Source organism: Nonomuraea pusilla (assembly GCF_900109355.1).
GTDB lineage: Bacteria > Actinomycetota > Actinomycetes > Streptosporangiales > Streptosporangiaceae > Nonomuraea > Nonomuraea pusilla.
On record NZ_FOBF01000018.1, the window covers coordinates 1 to 18,219 of the forward strand.

Genomic DNA, 18,219 nt, shown 5'->3' on the forward strand with positions numbered 1-18,219 from the left:
GTTTAGAGGCGTTGGATGTTGGGGCCGCGGCAGCGGTTGCGGGTGTCGAAGATGAAGGTGCATACCTGTTCGGCCAGGTGGTAGTCGAAGCAGTCGTGGTCGGTGAGGACCACCACGGCGTCCGCGGTCGCCGGGCACTTTGAGTCGCCGGGCACTTTGAGGCGGCGGCAGTGGCGGCGGTTGCTTGGTTGCCGGCTGGTCCGCCGGGTTGGCGTGCCGGTTGCTGGGGTGCTGGGTGGTTGCCAGGCAGGGTGGTGTGTGGTGGCTCGGTTGTTTGGTGGGTGGCCGGATTCGGTAGTTCGACGCTTGGTTGGGGTGCTGGCCTCGTCGAGCGCGCGGGTTTTGTTGGATTGGCGGGCTCTGGTGGTCTTGTGGGGCTGGCCGGTTCTGGCGTCTGGCCTGGTTCTGGTGGCTTGAATTCAGTACTGCTGGTTTGGTTGTTTGGGGCCGCCCGTTGGGGTGGCCCTTTTGCGTTTGTCGGGTGGTGATTTCTGGTCAGGAGAAGTGGGTGACGTAGCGGCGTTGCCAGGGGGTTTCCACTGCGTGTTTGGAGTAGTGCTCGCGGACGTACTTCACGGCTTCGCTGTTCGGGACGCCGTCGAGGACGGCTAGGCAGGCGAGGGCCGTTCCAGTGCGTCCCCGGCCGCCGCCGCAGGCCACCTCGACGCGCTCGCTCGGCGCGCGTTCCCATGCTTCGCGCAGCGCTTCGCGTGCGGCGGCGCGGTCGGAGGGAAGCCAGAAGTCGGGCCAGCAGATCCAGCGGGAGTCCCAGGGGACGGCGGTGGGTTCACGGCCCAGGAGGTAGAGCGCGAAGGTGGGCGTGGGGCCGTCCGGGAGCGGGTTCCTGAGACCGCGGCCGCGTACGAGACGACCGGAGGGCAGTCGCAGGACGCCGGGGGTCGTGGGGTCCCATGGTGTCGTCACGGGGCAGGAGCGTAATGGGTGGGCTGCTCCGATGGCGGGTTGCGGCTGTGGGACCTGCCGAACTTCGCGATCAGCGAAGGGCGAAGGGCGAAGGGCGAAGAGGGGCACGGCCGCTGTTCGGTCAGGGCGGGCCCCCTCGTGTGGCTCGGCATGGCCGCGTCGTGTGGCTCGGCATGGCGGCCGCGTGTGCCTCGGCCTTGCGGCCCGTTCGCGCAGTGCGACCGCCTCGGTCTTGCGGGTGTCCCCGCCGTGCGGCTGTCTCGGCCTTGTTCTTCGGGCTGTGGTCCTGCCGCGACCGCCGCCGCGTGTCTGCCGGGCGGTGCAGGCGCGCTGCGGCGCCCGGAAGCCGACACCTCCGGGCTGCCACCGTCTCGGGGCTGCGCCTCCTGGCTGCCATCGTCTCGGCGGTGGGACTGTGTCGGTGCTGCGGGTTGCGACCGCCCGCGTAGTGCGATCGGCTGGGCGGAACGGTCGCTTTCACGGTGCGACGGCATCCACAGGGTGAGCGCAGTGCATTCCGGGGAGGCGCCGGGCCTGCGTTCCCGTGCGGAGGAGGTTCTGGCGGGTGTTGCTCTGCTGAGGGTCAGTTCTCCTTGGTGTTGACGTAGGTGACGGCGTATTTGCTGGTCACTGAGGTCCAGGGGACGATGATGACCACACCGTTCCGTTCGAAGACGCGGGCGTGCTCGGCCTCCGTGCCGTACTGCTGGGGGAGGGTGGCGATCTCCTCGGCCTTGCCGGTGGCGGCGTTCAGGCGGACCAGGCGTGGGGGGAGGTCGCGGCGGTCGCCGGTCTCCAGGGCGAGCAGGCCCTGGTCGTCGGCACGGACGTAGGTGAGCATCGTGTCCTTCGTGCCGGACGACTCCCACAGCTGCTTGCCGGTCTTGAGGTCGAAGGCCAGCGCCTTGTTGCCGCTGCGCAGCTTCCCCTTGACGTTCTCGGGGAAGGTCGCGAGGTACAGGCGGTCGCCGTGGACGGCGTAGCGGTGCTGCTCGAACATGCCCCTGATGAAGGCGACGGTGTTCATGGCCAGCATGTCCACCTTGCCGGAGGTGAATTCGGCGGTCTTGCCGCTCTTGTCGAAGACGGTGAAGTGGCTCTTGTCGCCGCTCTCCTCGCGCTGGACGACGATCGGGTCGGCGGACAGGACCGTGCTCATGAGGCTGATCTCGCCTATGGGGAAGCGGGCGACCCGCCGGCCGGTGGCCGGGTCGAACGTGGCGACGCCGGTGCCCTTCGTGAAGGCGCAGTCGACGAGGGCGACCACCTGGGTGGGCGCGGCGTTCGTGTCCTTGAGGTGGCAGCCGTCGTCGAGGGAGATGGTCCACTGCTTGCGGCCGTCGGAGAGGCGGTAGCCGGACATGACGTCGTTCAGCTGGACGATCGCGATGTCCTTCGTGGTCATGATGCGGGGGACGTCGAGGGAGTTGGCCAGACGGGACTTCTCCGCAGGGATCTTCGTCTTCCAGGTCAGCTTGCCGGTGGCGGTGTCGATGCCGGCCAGGTGGTCGCACAGGTGGGTGCTGCCGTAGGCGATGGCGGCCTTGCCGCCGGAGAGGTCGGGTGTCGCGCCGCACACCTGCTGGCCGGGGGCGGGGATGCCCCAGGCGCGCTTGCCGGACGCGAGGTCGTAGGCGAGCACGCCGTCTCTCTGGACGCGGATCACCACCTTGTCCGTGAGCCAGCTGCCGTATGCGAGGCCGCTGGTGAAGTCCATGGTGTCGGCGTTGGCCAGGGGGACGGTCCACTCTGCGGAGCCTCCGCCGCCGGAGGCGGACGTCCCGGTGTCACCCATGCCCGCGACGAACCAGGCCGTGCCGGTGCCCACGGCCAGGAGCACCACGACGGCGCCGGCGATCAGCAGCGCGGTCAGGCCCTTGCTGCGGCGGGGCGGCGCCTGGGGTGGCTGGGGTGGCTGGGTGGCGTACGGCTGGGCGTCACCCGGGTGGGCGGCGTGGTACGGCTGGCTCTGGGGCTGCTGCGGCTGGCCGGGGACGGGCGGTGTGCCGTGGGGCGGTGGGGGCTGCACGAGGGTGTCGCCGGGGATCGGGTGAGGCGGCGTCGGCGGTGCCGTTGGGGGGTAGCCGGGGTTGAAGGTCCCACCCGCCTGGTGCGGTGCCGCGGGCGGGTAGGGGGGCTGCGGTCCAGAGGGTGGGATGGGGTAGGGGCTCTGCGGCCCAGGAGGCGGGGCTGCGGCCTGTCCTGGGAACGGGGCGGAGGACGGGCTGTACGGGGTCTGCTGGGGTGACTGGAAGGGCTGGGGGGACGCTGGGCCTGTCGGATAGGCCGCCGTGTGCTGCGGGCCCGGGGTGGCCGGGGGGTATTGGCCGCCGGGCGCCGGGTGCTGCGGGTTCGGAGTGGCCGGGAGGTGTTGGTTGGCGGCGGCCTGGTAGTGCGGGCCCGGGATGGCGGCGGTGGGCGCCGGCTGATGGGCGCCTGGGGTGGCCGGCGGTTGTTGGTTGGCGGATGCCGGGTGCTGCGGGTTCCAAGGGGTGGTGGGTGCTGGGTGACCGGCCCCGGTGGCTGTTGGGTGCTGCGGGTGTGTGGGCGGCAGCGGGTGTTGGGTCGCCGGGGTCGGGGGCGTGGGGTGGCCGTGGGGGGAGCCCGGGGTGGGGGGCCAGGAAGGGGGCTGAGGCGGGCCGTAAGGGGTGGAGTTGTAGGACGGGGCCGGGGTGTACGGGGAGGGTTCGCCCGAGCCGTACGCCGACGGCTGAGGTCCTGGGGCGCTGTTCGGGGCAGGGGCGCCCGACGAGGTGGGGTGGTCGGTCATGGTGGTCTCCGGTTACCCGAGCTGCTCGCGGACGTACGACGCCCACTGCCGTTCGAAGGCGGCCTTGGTCGTCCCGAGGGTCTTGAAGAGGGCGGCTTCGCTGCTGTCACCTGGCGCGCTGTAGGCGGCGAGGACGCCGGCGGCGAGTTTCTCCTCGCCGTACTCCTGCGCGATGTGGCGCATGGCGAGGTGGCCCATGAGGTAGTTGATGCTGACCATGCCCTTGAAGTCCCAGAGGGCGTTGGTGGGCAGTTCGCCGCGGAAGGGCACGGCGAGCTGCCCGGCCAGGTACGCGCGGCCTTCCTGGTAGCGGAGGTTCGAGGTGATGGGGCGTCCGCGGTTGGCGACGTACTCGGCGAAGCCTTCGACGATCCAGTTGGCCTTGCCGAAGAGGGAGAAGTCGGCGCTGTCGAGGCCGGCGACGAGCGCGTGGGCGATTTCGTGCGTGGAGACCTCGAGGATGCCCGCCTGGGTGGCGAAGAAGGGTGAGCGGGTGTCGAGGACGATGCGGCTGCCGCCGACCTTCACGGGGTCGCCGCCGCCTCCCCAGGTCGGCATGGGGATGGTGACGCCTTCCTCGGTGGCCTTCGACTGGCGGAACAGGCCGCCGAGCTGGGCCTTGCCCGCGGTCAGCGCGACCAGGAAGCCGGAGGGGACGGGCGCGGAGCTGTCGCCGTTGGCCTGCCAGTAGCCGAGGGCGCTGCGGGCGGCCCGTGAGACGGTGGGGGCGACGCGGCGGGCGAGGGCGGCGTCCTGCGGCCTGGCCAGGACGAGGCTGGCGCCGGCCTTGACGACGGCGATGTCGGGCCAGATGTCCCAGGGGCCCGGGTAGTACATGGTCTTGGAGCCCTCGTCGTCGCTGATCGGGGGCGGCGCGCCGCCGACCTTGGTGACGACGAGCGGCGCGTTCGCGGACGCCTTGCGCAGGGTCCAGCGGTACCACTCGGACACCGGGCGCAGGTCGATCCCGGCGAACTTGTGGACGAACGCGATGTCCTGGGTGAACGTCACGCCGCGTCCGAAGCTGTCCTCGGCGCGGCCTTCGCGCTGCAGCGTCTTGTACGACACCTCGGCGAGCGGCACTTTGCGCAGGTTGGTGAACACCCTGGTCTGCTGGCGGACGAGGGCGGCGTTCTTCTGGTCGAAGATCGAGGTGAACGCCTTCACGTCGCCGGAGGCGAGGGCCTTGCTGTGGCCGGCGACGAGTTGCGCGATCTCCTGGTCGGTGACGACGACGGTGCCCGGCTCGCCGGACGGGGTGGCGCCGACGGCCTGCTGCTGGCCGGCGCGCTGGCTCCTGATGACGAGGCCGACGCCGGCCCCGACGGCGACGACCAGCACGAGCGAGACGACGCCCAGGGTGACCCACAGCCCCGTCCTGCGTTTGGGGGGAGGCGGCGGGGGCGGGGGAGCCTGCCAGGGCTGCTGCCACTGGGGTGGATACTGCTGCTGATAACCGGGCCCCGTTGTCACTTACACCCCGATAGCCGTGCTCGTTACCGAAAGGGGTAAATCGTAGCAGCGGCCCCTTCAGTCGTTCTTGGTCGCGGCCTCCAGAAGGGGTTCGACGCGGTAGGGGATCTGGCTGGACAGCGCGATCGTGGTGTCGGTGCGCTGCACGGCGGGCGAGGCCAGGATGCGGGCGATGACCTCCTGCAGGTGGTCGGTGCTGCGGGCGACCACCCGGCACAGCAGGTCGTGCTGGCCGCTGGTGCCGTACACCTCGAGGATCTGCGGGAGGGCGCGCAGGGCTTCGACGGCCTCGGCGAGCCGCCCCTGGGCGATCTGCAGGGAGACGAACGCGAGGATGGGGAATCCGGCCTGGGCCGTCGAGACGGTGGGGCCGAAGTCGAGGATCACGCCGCGGGCGGTGAGCTTGTCCACGCGGGCCTGGACGGTGCCTCTGGCCACGCCGAGGAGCCTGGCGAGTTCGGTGAGGCCGACGCGCGGGTGGGCGCGCATGGTGACCAGCAGCCGGACGTCGAGCTCGTCCATCGGGGCGGCCTCCTAGGGGGCTGGGCGATCCGACCAGTCATCGCGCGTTCCATAGGGCGATTCTGAGCGTTTCGCGCAGTTTAGCTGCGCGCTCTTGCCAGCGAAAGCGGATACTTGCTGTTATCTGGGCATGTTTGAGGAAGCGCAGTACTTCGCACCCGTTTCCGAGCAGGAAGATGGGTCGGTGGTGGTGGAGTTGGCCTCGTCCCACCCGGGGTTCGCCGACCCGGTGTACCGGGCGCGGCGCAACGACATCGCCGCCCTGGCGCTGAACTACCGGCCTGGCACCCCCATCCCGGCCGCCGAGTACACCGCGCAGGAGCACGAGATCTGGGCAGTCGTCAGCCGGGAGCTGGCGGTCAAGCACGACAGGTACGCCACCGCCGAGTACCTGGAGGGCGCCGCCAGGCTGGGGCTGCCGCGCGACAGGATCCCCCAGCTGGAGGAGGTCTCCCGGGCGCTGGAGCCGCTCACCGGCTTCCGGTACGTCCCGGCGGCCGGGCTGGTGCCGCTCAGGGACTTCTACGGGGTGCTCGCGGACGGGCTGTTCCACTCGACGCAGTACATCCGCCACCATTCCGTGCCGTTCTACACGCCGGAGCCGGACGTCATCCACGAGGTGATCGGGCACGCCAACGCGCTCGCCCACGACCGGTACGCGGCCCTCTACCGGCTGGCCGGAGCGGCGGCGCGGCGGGTGGAGAGCGAGGAGGCGCTGGAGTTCGTCTCGAAGGTCTTCTGGTTCACCCTGGAGTTCGGGGTGATGCGGGAGCGGGGCGAGCTGCGGGCGTACGGGGCGGGCATCCTGTCGTCGTACGGGGAGATCGAGGAGTTCCGCGGGATGGACATCCGCCCGCTGGACGTGGCCGCCATGGGCACCACTCACTACGACATCACGAAATATCAGGACGTGTTGTTCCAGGCCGACTCGCTCCAGCACCTGGAGGAGGTGGTGGGCGACTTCTGGGCCACCTGCGACGACGATTCCATCGCGAAACTGGTCGCCACCGCCGTCTAGCGCGAGATCGCGATTTGTCGTGATAATGCGGCGATGATCGCAGGCAGGGCGGGGCGGGCGTCAGCACGGCTGGTGGTGACGCTCGCCCTGCTGTCGCCCCTCCTCGCACTCCCGGCCTCCGCCCAGACGCCGGTACGGGGCTCGCTGGCCGTCGTGGCGGAGGAGGCCGCGGTGCGGGAGAGCGCCGGTGTGCGGGCGGGGAAGCGGGCGCCGGTGCCCGCGAAGGAGATCGGCGAGCGGCTCGACCGGTTCCTCGCCGGACGTCCCGGCCCCGTCACCGCCATGGTGGAGGATCTCACGACCGGCCGACGCTACCGCTACCACCGCGGCGAGCGGCTGATCACCGCGAGCGCCGCCAAGGTGCAGATCCTCATGGCGCTGCTGCTCAGGACGCCGTGGCGCAAGCTGTCCGAAGCCACTAGACGCGACGCCGACCTGATGATCCGCTACAGCGACAACCACGCCGCCGACCGGCTCTGGCTGCACATCGGCGGGGCGCCGGGCTTCACGAAGGCGGGGAGGAGGTTCGGGCTGCGCCACACCGAGGGCGTGCCGGGCGCTTGCCTCGACCTGTACTGCTGGGGCATCACGAGGACGTCCGCCGAGGACCAGGTGCGGCTGGTGCGGGCCCTGGTGTCGGACGGCGGGCCGCTGCGGGCCGCCGACCGCGGGCAGGTGCTCAGGCTGATGGGCGCGGTCGTGGACGGCCAGAACTGGGGCGTCGGCGCCGCCGCGTGCAAGGGGGACCGGGTGGCGCTGAAGAACGGCTGGCTGAGGCGCGTCTCCACCGGACGCTGGGCGACGGTCAGCGTCGGCCTGATCCGCGGGAAGGGCGAGAGGCACGACTACGCGGTGGCCGTCCTGACGGAGGGCAGCGCCGAGGTGGGTCACGGCATCGCGACCGTCGAGGGCGTCGCCACCCGGATCATGCAATCGTTTCGGACATGCCGGGCGTGACGAGCCGGTAGCCGACGCCGCGTACGGTCTGGATGAGCCGGTCCTCGTCGTCGCCCAGCCGCGCGCGCAACCGCTTGACGTGCACCGCGATGGTGTTCGTCGACGTGGTCGCGGCGGCGTGCCAGACGTGCCGCATGATCTGCTCGCGCGTCACCGTGCGGTCGGCGTTGCGCATCAGGTACTGCAGCAGCTCGAACTCGCGCAGCGGCAGGTGGACGGTGCGCCCGCCCACCCGCACCTGGTACGCCTGCACGTCCAGCTCGACGCCGCCCACGGACAGCACCGTGCGCGACTCGGGGGAGGCCGCCTGGATGAACGGCAGCAGCTCGGCGACCCGGTAGGGCCTGGCCACGCAGGCGGCGGCGCCCGCCGCGAGCGCGCGCACCGCCTGCTCGGCGTGCCCCTCGCCGACGCCGAGCAGCACCGGCACCGTCCGGGCGACGCGTACCGCCCGGACGAAGTCGACGGCGTCGATCACCGGGAGCGTGGCGGAGACGAGCACCACGTCCGGCTGCAGCGCTCCGGCCTGCAGCAACCCCTGGGCGCCGTCGGGCGCGCCCGTGACGGCGACGCCCTCGCGTTCGAGGGCGGTCGCCAGGTCCTCCACGGCCGCGCCGTCGGGGTCGGCGATGAGCAGTACGGGCTTGGTCCTCGTGTCCCCGTTCATCGTGGATGCCGCCTGCTGGTGGGTCATCAGCCGAAGCGCCCCGTGATGTAGTCCTCGGTGGCCTTCTGTGAGGGGTTGGTGAACATGCGGGAGGTCTCGTCCATCTCGATGACCTTGCCGGGCTCGCCCTGGCCGGCCAGGTTGAAGAACGCGGTCCTGTCGCTCACCCGGGCCGCCTGCTGCATGTTGTGGGTGACGATGACGATCGTGTACTCGTCCTTCAGCTTCGCCATCAGGTCCTCGATGGCGAGCGTCGAGATGGGGTCGAGGGCCGAGCAGGGCTCGTCCATGAGCAGCACCTGCGGCCTGACCGCGATGGCGCGGGCGATGCACAGACGCTGCTGCTGACCGCCGGACAGGCCGGCGCCCGGCTTGTTCAGGCGGTCCTTGACCTCGTTCCAGAGGTTGGCGCCCTTGAGCGACTCCTCGACGACGCCGTCGAGTTCCGACTTGGAGACGCGGCCGTTGAGACGCAGCCCGGCGGCGACGTTCTCGTAGATCGACATGGTGGGGAACGGGTTGGGGCGCTGGAACACCATGCCGATCGACCGGCGCACGGAGACCGGCTCGACGCTGGGGGCGTACAGGTCCTCGCCGTCGAGCAGCACCTTGCCCTCGACCCGGGCGCCGGGGATGACCTCGTGCATGCGGTTGAGGGTGCGCAGGAACGTGGACTTGCCGCATCCCGACGGGCCGATGAAGGCGGTGATCGAGCGGGGCTCGATCGTCATCGAGACGTCCTCGATGGCCTTGTGCGATCCGTAGTAGGCGTGGAGGCCTGAAACCTGGATCTGCTTGGACATTGCGGCGGTTACCCCCTATCGGCCCCTGGCAGGCGCCCGCCACCAGGCGATGAGGCGCGCCACCAGGTTGAGCAGCATGACGATCAGGATGAGCGTGAGGGCTCCGGTCCACGCCCGGTCGATGGCGGTGTCGTTGGGACGGCCCGCCTGGTCGAAGACGAAGAGGGGAAGCCCCATCTGCGGCCCGCTGAACGGGTCGTTGTTGATGGAGTCGGTGAAGAAGACGGTCAGCAGCAGCGGGGCGGTCTCGCCGGCGACGCGGGCGACGGCCAGCATGACGCCGGTGACGATGCCGGTGAACGCCGTCGGCAGCACGACCTTCATGATCGTGCGCCACTTGGAGACGCCCAGCGCGTACGACGCCTCGCGCAGGTCGTTCGGGACGAGGCGGAGCATCTCCTCGGCCGATCTCACCACGGTCGGCATCATGAGGATCGACAGGGCGAGCGCGCCGGCGAAGCCCGAGAACGGCATGCCGAGGAAGAGGATCCAGAACGCCAGGATGAACAGGCCGGAGACGACGGAAGGGACGCCGGTCATGACGTCCACGAAGAAGCTGATGGCCCGGCTCAGCCGGCCGCCGCGACCGTACTCGACCAGGTAGATGGCGGTGAGCAGGCCGATCGGCACGGAGATGAGCGAGGCGAGCAGCACCTGTTCGAGCGTGCCGACGATGGCGTGGTAGGCGCCGCCGCCCGCGTCCCTCGCGCCGATGTTGCGCATCGAGTGGGTGAGGAACTCGAGGTCGAAGCGGGCCAGGCCGTTGGAGATCACGAGCCACAGCACCGAGACGAGCGGCACGACGGCCAGCGCGAACGCCAGATAGACCAGGCCCTGGACGACCCGGTCCTTGATCCGGCGGCTGGTGGAGATGTGTTGGATCGTGGTCATGCTCCAGCCCTCGCGTACTCCTTGCGCCGGTTGATGATCGCCCGGGCGGCCGTGTTGACCAGCAGCGTGATGATGAACAGCACCAGGCCGGAGGCGATCAGCGCGCCGCGGCCGATCGGGGTGGCCTCGCCGAACCCGTTGGCGATGTTGGCGGCGATGCTGTTGGCGTGCGGGGTGAGGATCTCGAAGGTGATGTCGAAGGTCGCGGGGAAGATGAGCGCGACGGCGATGGTCTCGCCCATGGCGCGGCCGAGGCCGAGCATCGCGGCGCTGATCACGCCGGGCCGCCCGAACGGCAGCACCGCCATCCTGATCATCTCCCAGCGGGTGGCGCCGAGGGCGAGCGCGGCCTCCTCGTTCATCTTGGGGGCCTGGAGGAACACCTCACGGGAGATCGCCGCGATGATCGGCAGGATCATGATGGCCAGGACGATGCCGCCGGCCAGCATGGTCTTGCCGCCGATCGCGCCCTCGCCGGCGAACAGGGGGAACCAGCCGAGGTGCTCGTTGAGCCACACCGACGGCTCCTTGAGCAGCGGTACGAGGAAGGCGACGCCCCACAGGCCGTACACGACGCTGGGGACGGCGGCGAGCAGGTCGATCAGGTAGCCGAGGGGGCCGGCCAGCCTGCGCGGCGCGTAGTGGGAGATGAACAGGGCGACGCCCACGGCGATCGGGGTGGCGATGACGAGCGCGAGGGCCGAGCTGAGCACCGTGCCGAAGGCGAGCGCGGCGATGCCGAAGACCTCGCCGCCGTTGGGGTCCCAGATCAGTTCGGTGAGGAAGTTGCCGTTGTTCGCCTGAAGTGCGGGGACGGCCTCGCTGATGAGGAACACGGCGATGGCCGCCATGATCCCCAGCAGGACGATGCCCGCCCCGGTGGAGAGATAGCGGAAGGGCACTTCTCCGCGGCTGCGCCGCGAGGCGGACCGGCCCGTGGCCGGCCCGCCTTCACGGGTACGAACGTTCGTCGTCATCGGGTGTCAGGAGATCGCCTCGACGGCGGCACGGACCTTGGTGAGCAGCTCGCCGGACAGCGGCGCGTAGCCGAGCTCCTTGAGCGCGTTCTGGCCCTCGTCGCTGGCGGTGTAGCCGAGGAAGGACTTCACCAGCTTGGCCTCCTCCGGCTGCAGGCCCTTCTCGCAGGTGATCTCGTACGTCACGAGGACGATCGGGTAGGCGCCCGCGGTCTTGGTGGCGTAGTCGATGCTCAGCTTGAGGTCGTTGCCGGTGCCCTTGACCTCGGCCGTCTCGACGGTCTTGGCGGCGCTCTCGGGGGTCAGCTCGACGAACTCGCCGGCGCCGTTGGCGACCTTGGCCTTCTGCAGCTGGGAGTTCTCGGCGTAGGAGAGCTCGACGTAGCTGACGGCGCCCTCGGTGCCCTTGACGGAGGAGGCGATGCCGTCGGAGCCCTTGGCGCCCTGGCCCTTGGCCTCGGCGGGCCACGCCTTGGCGGGCTCGTACGGCCAGTCGGCGGTGGCGGCGAGGAACTTGGTGAAGTTGTCGCTGGTGCCGGACTCGTCAGCGCGGTGGAACGCCTGGATCGGGGTGGACGGCAGCTTGGCGTCGGGGTTGTCGGCCTTGATGGCCGCGTCGTCCCACTTGGTGATCTTGCCGTTGAAGATGCCGCCGAGCGTCTTGGGGGACAGCTGGAGGCCGTCGACGCCGGGCAGGTTGTAGACGACGGCGATCGGGCCGGTCACCATCGGGATGTTGATGGCCTTGCCGGTCTTGCACCGGGCGTCGGCCGCGGCGGGCTCGCCCTTGTCGTCCTTGAGAGCCGAGTCGGAACCCGCGAAGGCGATCGTGCCCTGGATGAACGCCTGGACGCCGGCGCCCGAGCCGCTGGGCTGGTAGTTGAGGCTGACCCCCGGGTTCTTGGCCTGGAAGTCCTTCTTCCACTGGTCGATCGCGTTGCCCTGGGCAGAGGAGCCGGCGGCGTTGATCGTGCCGCTCAGGCCGTTGTCGTTGCCCGCAGCGGTGGCCGCGGCGGAGCTGGTGCTGCCCGCGGAGGTGTTGTTGTCTGTGCCGCACGCAGCGAGCGAGAGCGCGCCGACGACGGCGACGGCGGCGAGCCGGCCTGCATACTTCACGGTTGGGTTCCTCCCACTTGGTCCTTAGTCGTCATGAACGTATGCAGGCAAAGTGACTGAGATCCCTAGTGAGGGTGAACGGCCGGTGAACGCGCCAGGTCACCCTCATGATGGGATGTATGACCTCTGGGACTTATCGCATCTGCGTGGTGTGCTTGGGCAACATCTGCCGCTCGCCCATGGCCGAGGTGGTGCTGAGGAGGACGCTCGCCGACCACGGGCTGGACCGCCGTGTGGTCGTCGAGAGCGCGGGCACGGGCGGCTGGCACGTGGGCGGGCCCATGGACGCTCGCGCCGAGCGGATGCTCAGGCGCCACGGCTACGACGGCTCGGGGCACCGGGCCAGGCAGTTCACCCGTGACTGGTTCGACCGCTACGACCTGGTCCTCGCGATGGACCGCGACAACCAGGCGTACCTCCGCAGCCTGGCGCCGAAGAACGTGGAGGTGCGGCTGTTCCGCTCGTTCGACCCTGACGCGCAGCCGGGGGCCGAGGTGCCCGACCCGTACTACGGCGGCGACGACGGCTTCGAGGAGGTGCTGACCCTGCTGGAGGCCGCGTCGGAGGGGGTGGCCAGGCATGTGGCGCGTCAGATCGGTTGAGGAGCTCGGCTCGTCGCACGGGTGGCGGCTGCTGCGCGGCGTCCTGGACGACGGGCGGGAGGTGTTCGCGAAGCTCGGGGCCGCGTCCGGGGTGTTCGCCTCGGAGGCGGCCGGGCTGCGGTGGCTGGGCGAGGCCATCGCGGTGCCCGAGGTCGTGGAGGCCGGGCCCGACCGGCTGGTGCTGACATGGGTGCGGCAGGAGCGGCCCTCGCCGGCGGCGGCCGAGCGGTTCGGACGCGACCTGGCGCGGCTGCACCGGGCCGGGGCGGACGCGTTCGGGGCGCCCTGGCCGGGATTCATCGCGGAGCTGCCGATGGACAACGCGCCCGCCCCCGACTGGCCGTCCTTCTACGCCGAACGCCGGGTGCTGCCGTTCCTGGCGCGGGCCGGGCTGCCCGCCGCGGGCGCGGCCGCCGTCGAGCGGGCCGCGGCCCGGTTCGCCGAGGTGGCGGGGCCGCCGGAGCCGCCCGCGCGGATCCACGGCGACCTGTGGAGCGGCAACGTGCTGTGGTCGGGCGGCGCGGCCGTGCTGGTCGACCCGGCCGCGCACGGCGGGCACAGGGAGACCGACCTCGCCATGCTGGAGCTGTTCGGGCTGCCGTACCTCGACCGGGTGCTGGGCGCCTACCGGGAGGAGTTCCCGCTCGCGGACGGGTGGAGGGAGCGGGCGCCGCTGCACCGGCTCCACCCGCTGCTCGTGCACGCCGTGCTGTTCGGCGGGTCGTACCGGGACGCGGTGACGGCGGCGGCCCGGCGGGTGCTGGAGCTCTAGCCGTTGAGGCGCTTCAGCACCTCGGCGTGCAGGACGCCGTTGGTGCACACGAGGCTGCCGCCCTCCAGGCCGCGGACGCCGGAGACGTCGGTCCAGGTGCCGCCCGCCTCCTCCACGATCACGGTGAGCGCCGCCATGTCCCAGGCCGACAGCTCGGGCTCGGCCGACAGGTCCACGGAGCCTTCGGCGACCATCATGTGCGACCAGAAGTCGCCGTACGCGCGGGTGCGCCAGCAGGCCCGGCCGAGGTCGAGGAAGTTGCCGAGCCTGCCTGCCTCCTCCCAGCCGCCGAAGCTGGAGTAGGAGAACGAGGCGTCCTCCAGGCGGGAGACGGAGGAGACCCGCATCCTGGCCGCGTCGTCCAGGTTCCCGCCGGTCCAGGCGCCGGCCCCGGACGCCGCCCACCAGCGCCGGCCGAGCGCGGGCGCCGACACCAGGCCGACGACGACCTCGCCCTGCTCCATGAGCGCGATGAGCGTGGCCCAGACGGGGACGCCGCGGACGTAGTTCTTGGTGCCGTCGATCGGGTCGACGATCCAGGACCTGTCGCCCCGGCCGGTGTCGCCGTACTCCTCGCCGATCACGGCGTCGCCGGGCCGTTCGCGGCTCAGCGTGTCGCGGATCGCCTCCTCCACGGCCCGGTCGGCGTCGCTGACCGGGGTGAGGTCGGGCTTGGTCTCGACCTTGAGGTCGACCGCCCTGAAGCGGCGCATGGTGAGGTCGTCGGCGGCGTCGGCCATGACGTGCGCGAGGCGCAGATCGTCGGTGTAACCCTGCACGGCGGCCACGCTACCGTGCCGGGGCGTGGTGGCGGCACCCCTCCGGCGTTGGCCCCCTTCTGTTACTGGCCAGTAGCATGTGGGGCATGTCCTTCGACGTGGGCGCCTTCCTGCTCCAGTCCGTCCCCTTCGCCCGGACCCTGGGCGTCGTCTTCGACGAGGTCGCCGACGGCCGGGCCACCTGCCGGCTGCCCGACCGTCCCGACCTGCGCAACCACGTGGGCGGGCCGCACGCGGGAGCGCTGTTCACCCTCGCCGAGTCGGCGTCGGGGGCCGCGATGCTCTCGGCGTTCGGCGACCAGCTCGCGCGTGCCGTGCCGCTCGCCACGACCGCCACGATCGCGTACAGGAAGCTCGCCAAGGGCGAGATCTCGGCGCGCGCCCGCCTGCTAGCCGACCGCGACCAGGTGCTGGCCGTGCTCGACGCGGGGGAGCGGCCGGAGTTCGACGTCGCCGTGGACCTCCTCGACGGCGACGGCGTCGTGGTGTCGAGCATGACCGTCACCTGGACGCTGCGCCCGCACTAGACGCCACGCGCGGGCGCGCGGGTCAGGGCGCGTCGCCGGAGGCGGCGGCCCTCGGCGCGTCGTCGGCCGTGCCCTCCCTGCTCCCCAGCAGGCGGCGCAGCGACTCGAGGCGGGCGGGATCGGCGTTGCCCGCCGCCGCCCAGGCGTCGAGCGCGCAGCCCTCGCCCAGGTGGGTGCAGCCCTTCGGGCACTCGACCGTGCCCTCGACCAGGTCGGGGAAGGCCGCCAGCACCGTCTCGACGGACACGTGCGCCAGCCCGAAGCTGCGCACGCCCGGCGTGTCGATGATCCAGCCGCCCTCGGGCAGCTCCAGGGCCACGGCCGAGGTGGAGGTGTGCCGGCCGCGCCCGGTGACCGCGTTCACGTGCGACACCGCGCGGTTGGCGTGCGGGACGAGCGCGTTGACCAGCGTGGACTTGCCCACGCCCGAATGCCCCACCAGGACGCTGACGTGGCCAGCCAAGTGCTCGCGCAGCTCGTCCAGCGAGCCGCCCTTGCGCACGACGACGTGCGGGACGCCCAGCGGCTCGTACAGGGCCACCAGGTCGTCGGGCGGGGCGAGGTCGGACTTCGTGAGGCAGAGCAGCGGCTCGATCTCGGCGTCGTACGCCGCCACCAGGATGCGGTCGATCATGCGGGGCCGCGGCGGCGGGTCGGCCAGCGCCGTCACGATGACGAGCTGGTCGGCGTTGGCCACCACCGGGCGCTCGATGCCGTCGGTGTCGTCGGTGTCGTCGGCCGAACGGCGCAGCATCGAGGTGCGCGGCTCGACCCGCACCACCCGCGCCAGCGTGTCGGGACGCCCCGACACGTCGCCCACCAGGGCCACCCTGTCGCCCACGACGATGCCCTTGCGGCCCAGCTCGCGCGCCTTCATGGCGACCACCAGCCGGCCGCCCTGCCGCGCCTGCCTCCTGTGGCCCGAGCCCTTGCCGCGCTCCTCGACCAGCGTCGTGTAGCGGCCGCGGTCGACCGCGACCACGAAGCCCTCCACGGCGTCCTCGTGGGCAGGACGGATCCGGGTCCGCGGCCGCGAGCCCCTGCCCGGCCTGACCCGTACGTCGTCCTCGTCGTACTGCCGCTTCCTCAGCGGTCCACTCCCCTGCGCTCGCTTCCCCTGCCGGTCGTGCGGGCGCAGCGGCCCGCTCGTGCCGTCCTACGACTGTACGGCCCGCCGCCGGGCGGCCGGGAGCGCGCGGCGCCCGCGGCGGGACGGCGGGGACGTCCCCAGCGAGGTGCCCGGGAACGCCGGGCCGAAACCGGCACGCGCCGCGTCACCGGGATCCCAGCAGCTCCGTCCACATCTGGACGAACTCGGGGAGGGTCTTGCCGGTCGTGGCGACGTTCTCCACCTCGACGCCCGGCACGGCCAGGCCGATCACGGCGCCCGCGGTGGCCATGCGGTGGTCGTCGTAGCTGTGGAAGACGCCGCCGTGCAGCGGGCGCGGCCGGATGACGAGGCCGTCGGCGGTCTCCTCGGCGTCGCCGCCCAGCCGGTTGATCTCGGTGGCGAGCGCGGCGAGCCGGTCGGTCTCGTGGCCGCGCAGGTGGCTGACGCCCCTGATGCGGCTCGGCGTGACGGCCAGCGCGGCCAGCGCGGCGATGGTGGGCGTGAGCTCGCCCACCTCGTGCAGGTCGGCGTCGATGCCCCTGACCTCGCCCGTGCCGGTGGCGACCAGCCGCGCCGCGCCGCCCTCGGGCGACTCCAGCGCGATCGTGGCCCCCATGGACGTGAGCAGCCCGCGCAGCGCGTCGCCCGGCTGGGTGGTCTCCAGCGGCCAGCCGGGGACGGTCACCGTGCCGCCCGTGACGAGGGCCGCCGCGAGGAACGGCGCCGCGTTGGACAGGTCGGGCTCGACCGTCATGTCCCTGGCCGCGATGGGCCCCGGCTCGACCCGCCACACGTCGCGCTCGCGGACGTCGACCGTGACGCCCGCCTCGCGCAGCATCTGCACGGTCATCTCGATGTGCGGCTGCGACGGGACCGGCGGGCCGGCGTGGCGGATCGTCACGCCCTTCTCGAACCGCGCGCCCGTGAGCAGCAGGCCGGAGACGAACTGGGACGAGCCCGACGCGTCGAGCGTGACCTCGCCGCCCGTCAGCGGCCCCTCGACGGTGAACGGCAGCGCGTCGCCCTCGACGCGGGCGCCCAGCGCGCGCAGCGCGTCGAGGATGGGGCCCATGGGGCGCTTGCGCGCGTGCGGGTCGCCGTCGAAGGAGACGGGGCCGTCGGCCAGCGCCGCCATCGGCGGGACGAACCGCATGACCGTGCCGGCCAGGCCCGCGTCGATGCTCACGCCGCCGCGGACCGGGCCGGGCGTGACGTGCCAGTCGGCGGACGCCGCCGTCTCGGACGAGGCGACCAGGGTCGCGCCCAGCGCCCGCAGCGCGGAGACCATGAGGTCGGCGTCGCGGCTGCGCAGCGCCCCGCGCACCACGCCGGGGCCGTCGGCGAGCGCGGCCAGCAGCAGCGCGCGGTTGGTCACCGACTTGGAGCCGGGCAGACGGACGGAGGCGCTGACGGGCGCGGTGGCCGTCGGCGCCGGCCAGTGCGGAACGGGCGTGGTCGGCATGGGAAAAGCCTACTGGGCCTGCGGCACGCGCTCCTCGGCACGCCTGCGAGGCATGCGCGGCGGCGAGCAGGCGTGGCAGTGTGGGGGCATGTGCGGTAGATACGCCTCGGCGCGCAAGAAGCACGAGCTGCTGGAGGAGTTCCAGGTCGAGCAGGACGGCGACCCCGACAAGGAACTCGGCGCCGACTACAACGTGGCGCCGACGAAGAACGTCTACGCCGTGCTCAGCCGCGTCCCTGACGGGGCCGCGCGGGCGGTGCGGCAGCTCAGGGTCGTCCGGTGGGGCCTGGTCCCCGCCTGGGCCAAGGACCCGTCGATCGGGTCGCGGCTGATCAACGCGAGGATCGAGACGGTGGCGGAGAAACCGTCGTACCGGCAGGCGTTCGCCCGGCGCAGGTGCCTGCTCCCCGCCGACGGCTACTTCGAGTGGATGCCGGTGGACGGCGACAAGAAGAAGAAACAGCCGTACTTCATCCACCCGGCCGACGGCGGCGTGCTGGCCATGGCCGGCCTGTACGAGTTCTGGAAGGACAGGTCCAGGGACGACGACGACCCGCTGAAGTGGCTGGTGACCTGCACGGTCATCACCACCGACGCCGAGGACGGCCTGGGCCGCATCCACGACAGGATGCCCATGATGATCGAGAAGGAGCGGTGGGAGGAGTGGCTCGACCCGGCGCTCACCGACACCGCGCAGGCGTCGCGGCTGCTCGTCCCCGCCGAGCCGGGCAGGCTGACCGCCCACCCGGTCTCCACCGACGTCAACAACGTGAGGAACAACGGGCCCGATCTGATCAAGCCGTTGCCGGAAGGGGAGACGGCCCTGTTCTGAGGTGTGAAGCGCGTGC

18 protein-coding genes are annotated in these 18,219 nt (G+C 71.7%); 6 read left to right on the forward strand and 12 right to left on the reverse strand.

Going from position 1 to position 18,219, the window contains the following annotated elements; all coding sequences use genetic code 11:
- Nucleotides 1-495: 495 nt before the first annotated feature.
- From BMX74_RS30515 to BMX74_RS30530, 4 genes are all read right to left on the reverse strand, one after another.
- Nucleotides 496-924 carry a phosphatase domain-containing protein gene (locus BMX74_RS30515; RefSeq protein WP_091104106.1) on the reverse strand — a complete coding sequence of 143 codons (429 nt, stop codon included), beginning with the start codon at nucleotides 922-924 and terminating at the stop codon, nucleotides 496-498.
- Nucleotides 925-1,507: 583 nt separating this feature from the next.
- Nucleotides 1,508-2,953, reverse strand: coding sequence for an outer membrane protein assembly factor BamB family protein (locus BMX74_RS30520; RefSeq protein ID WP_091104108.1), 1,446 nt, complete (start codon nucleotides 2,951-2,953; stop codon nucleotides 1,508-1,510).
- Nucleotides 2,954-3,706: 753 nt separating this feature from the next.
- Entirely contained in the window at nucleotides 3,707-5,167 is a 1,461-nt protein-coding gene (locus tag BMX74_RS30525) for a hypothetical protein (RefSeq protein WP_143078814.1), read from the reverse strand.
- A 57-nt stretch (nucleotides 5,168-5,224) separates the two neighbouring features.
- Nucleotides 5,225-5,689 (reverse strand): Lrp/AsnC family transcriptional regulator, encoded by a 465-nt coding sequence (locus BMX74_RS30530; RefSeq protein WP_055505335.1) that lies wholly within the window; start codon nucleotides 5,687-5,689, stop codon nucleotides 5,225-5,227.
- Nucleotides 5,690-5,819: 130 nt separating this feature from the next.
- Between BMX74_RS30530 and BMX74_RS30535 the strand changes: the two genes are divergently transcribed.
- Nucleotides 5,820-6,707 (forward strand): phenylalanine 4-monooxygenase, encoded by an 888-nt coding sequence (locus BMX74_RS30535; protein ID WP_055505334.1) that lies wholly within the window; start codon nucleotides 5,820-5,822, stop codon nucleotides 6,705-6,707.
- 33 nt (nucleotides 6,708-6,740) lie between these two features.
- The gene (locus tag BMX74_RS30540) at nucleotides 6,741-7,664 is read left to right on the forward strand and encodes a serine hydrolase (protein ID WP_256257355.1); all 924 of its coding nucleotides are present in this window, start codon (nucleotides 6,741-6,743) and stop codon (nucleotides 7,662-7,664) included.
- On the opposite strand, the gene BMX74_RS30545 is transcribed toward BMX74_RS30540, so the two are convergent.
- From BMX74_RS30545 to pstS, 5 genes are read right to left on the reverse strand one after another with little or no spacing between them, the layout of a single operon-like run.
- Complete coding sequence (locus BMX74_RS30545; RefSeq protein WP_063792200.1) at nucleotides 7,633-8,331, reverse strand: winged helix-turn-helix transcriptional regulator; 699 nt, start codon at nucleotides 8,329-8,331, stop codon at nucleotides 7,633-7,635. The two genes, BMX74_RS30540 and BMX74_RS30545, sit on opposite strands and share 32 nt — an antisense overlap.
- Before the next feature lie 26 nt (nucleotides 8,332-8,357).
- A complete protein-coding gene (gene pstB, locus BMX74_RS30550) occupies nucleotides 8,358-9,134 on the reverse strand; it encodes a phosphate ABC transporter ATP-binding protein PstB (protein WP_055505332.1) in 777 nt (258 codons plus the stop codon).
- A 15-nt stretch (nucleotides 9,135-9,149) separates the two neighbouring features.
- Nucleotides 9,150-10,025, reverse strand: a complete 876-nt coding sequence (gene pstA, locus BMX74_RS30555; protein ID WP_091104111.1) for a phosphate ABC transporter permease PstA — start codon at nucleotides 10,023-10,025, stop codon at nucleotides 9,150-9,152.
- Nucleotides 10,022-11,002 carry a phosphate ABC transporter permease subunit PstC gene (gene pstC / locus BMX74_RS30560; RefSeq protein ID WP_055505330.1) on the reverse strand — a complete coding sequence of 327 codons (981 nt, stop codon included), beginning with the start codon at nucleotides 11,000-11,002 and terminating at the stop codon, nucleotides 10,022-10,024. Before pstC ends, pstA begins: the two co-directional genes overlap by 4 nt.
- Nucleotides 11,003-11,008: 6 nt before the next feature.
- The gene (gene pstS / locus BMX74_RS30565) at nucleotides 11,009-12,118 is read right to left on the reverse strand and encodes a phosphate ABC transporter substrate-binding protein PstS (protein ID WP_055505329.1); all 1,110 of its coding nucleotides are present in this window, start codon (nucleotides 12,116-12,118) and stop codon (nucleotides 11,009-11,011) included.
- Between the two features lie 119 nt (nucleotides 12,119-12,237).
- Between pstS and BMX74_RS30570 the strand changes: the two genes are divergently transcribed.
- Both BMX74_RS30570 and BMX74_RS30575 read left to right on the forward strand, forming a co-directional pair.
- Nucleotides 12,238-12,720, forward strand: a complete 483-nt coding sequence (locus tag BMX74_RS30570) for a low molecular weight protein-tyrosine-phosphatase (RefSeq protein ID WP_055505328.1) — start codon at nucleotides 12,238-12,240, stop codon at nucleotides 12,718-12,720.
- On the forward strand, nucleotides 12,698-13,492 hold the full coding sequence (locus BMX74_RS30575; RefSeq protein WP_055505327.1) for a fructosamine kinase family protein: 795 nt from the start codon (nucleotides 12,698-12,700) through the stop codon (nucleotides 13,490-13,492). Before BMX74_RS30570 ends, BMX74_RS30575 begins: the two co-directional genes overlap by 23 nt.
- Here the strand turns inward: BMX74_RS30575 and hisN are convergent.
- Nucleotides 13,489-14,271: a histidinol-phosphatase gene (gene hisN, locus BMX74_RS30580; RefSeq protein ID WP_082535245.1), complete on the reverse strand. Its 783-nt coding sequence runs from the start codon at nucleotides 14,269-14,271 to the stop codon at nucleotides 13,489-13,491. The genes BMX74_RS30575 and hisN overlap by 4 nt on opposite strands.
- An 86-nt stretch (nucleotides 14,272-14,357) precedes the next feature.
- Here hisN and BMX74_RS30585 point away from each other — a divergent pair, with 86 nt between their 5' ends.
- Nucleotides 14,358-14,798, forward strand: a complete 441-nt coding sequence (locus tag BMX74_RS30585; RefSeq protein ID WP_091104112.1) for a DUF4442 domain-containing protein — start codon at nucleotides 14,358-14,360, stop codon at nucleotides 14,796-14,798.
- 22 nt (nucleotides 14,799-14,820) lie between these two features.
- On the opposite strand, the gene rsgA is transcribed toward BMX74_RS30585, so the two are convergent.
- Both rsgA and aroA read right to left on the reverse strand, forming a co-directional pair.
- Nucleotides 14,821-15,888, reverse strand: a complete 1,068-nt coding sequence (rsgA, locus tag BMX74_RS30590; RefSeq protein ID WP_055505325.1) for a ribosome small subunit-dependent GTPase A — start codon at nucleotides 15,886-15,888, stop codon at nucleotides 14,821-14,823.
- 184 nt (nucleotides 15,889-16,072) lie between these two features.
- Nucleotides 16,073-17,371 (reverse strand): 3-phosphoshikimate 1-carboxyvinyltransferase, encoded by a 1,299-nt coding sequence (aroA, locus tag BMX74_RS30595; RefSeq protein WP_091104114.1) that lies wholly within the window; start codon nucleotides 17,369-17,371, stop codon nucleotides 16,073-16,075.
- 88 nt (nucleotides 17,372-17,459) lie between these two features.
- Here aroA and BMX74_RS30600 point away from each other — a divergent pair, with 88 nt between their 5' ends.
- Complete coding sequence (locus BMX74_RS30600; RefSeq protein ID WP_091104211.1) at nucleotides 17,460-18,203, forward strand: SOS response-associated peptidase; 744 nt, start codon at nucleotides 17,460-17,462, stop codon at nucleotides 18,201-18,203.
- Nucleotides 18,204-18,219 lie beyond the last annotated feature (16 nt).

What these genes read in the sequence shown, in the direction of transcription:
- BMX74_RS30570 (WP_055505328.1), top strand. Translation starts at nt 12,238, where the DNA reads ATGACCTCTGGGACTTATCGCATCTGCGTGGTGTGCTTGGGCAACATC.
- BMX74_RS30545 (WP_063792200.1), bottom strand. Translation starts at nt 8,331, where the DNA reads ATGAACGGGGACACGAGGACCAAGCCCGTACTGCTCATCGCCGACCCC.
- BMX74_RS30600 (WP_091104211.1), top strand. Translation starts at nt 17,460, where the DNA reads ATGTGCGGTAGATACGCCTCGGCGCGCAAGAAGCACGAGCTGCTGGAG.
- BMX74_RS30530 (WP_055505335.1), bottom strand. Translation starts at nt 5,689, where the DNA reads ATGGACGAGCTCGACGTCCGGCTGCTGGTCACCATGCGCGCCCACCCG.
- BMX74_RS30540 (WP_256257355.1), top strand. Translation starts at nt 6,741, where the DNA reads ATGATCGCAGGCAGGGCGGGGCGGGCGTCAGCACGGCTGGTGGTGACG.
- BMX74_RS30535 (WP_055505334.1), top strand. Translation starts at nt 5,820, where the DNA reads ATGTTTGAGGAAGCGCAGTACTTCGCACCCGTTTCCGAGCAGGAAGAT.
- pstA (WP_091104111.1), bottom strand. Translation starts at nt 10,025, where the DNA reads ATGACCACGATCCAACACATCTCCACCAGCCGCCGGATCAAGGACCGG.
- BMX74_RS30585 (WP_091104112.1), top strand. Translation starts at nt 14,358, where the DNA reads ATGTCCTTCGACGTGGGCGCCTTCCTGCTCCAGTCCGTCCCCTTCGCC.
- pstC (WP_055505330.1), bottom strand. Translation starts at nt 11,002, where the DNA reads ATGACGACGAACGTTCGTACCCGTGAAGGCGGGCCGGCCACGGGCCGG.
- pstB (WP_055505332.1), bottom strand. Translation starts at nt 9,134, where the DNA reads ATGTCCAAGCAGATCCAGGTTTCAGGCCTCCACGCCTACTACGGATCG.
- BMX74_RS30575 (WP_055505327.1), top strand. Translation starts at nt 12,698, where the DNA reads ATGTGGCGCGTCAGATCGGTTGAGGAGCTCGGCTCGTCGCACGGGTGG.
- aroA (WP_091104114.1), bottom strand. Translation starts at nt 17,371, where the DNA reads ATGCCGACCACGCCCGTTCCGCACTGGCCGGCGCCGACGGCCACCGCG.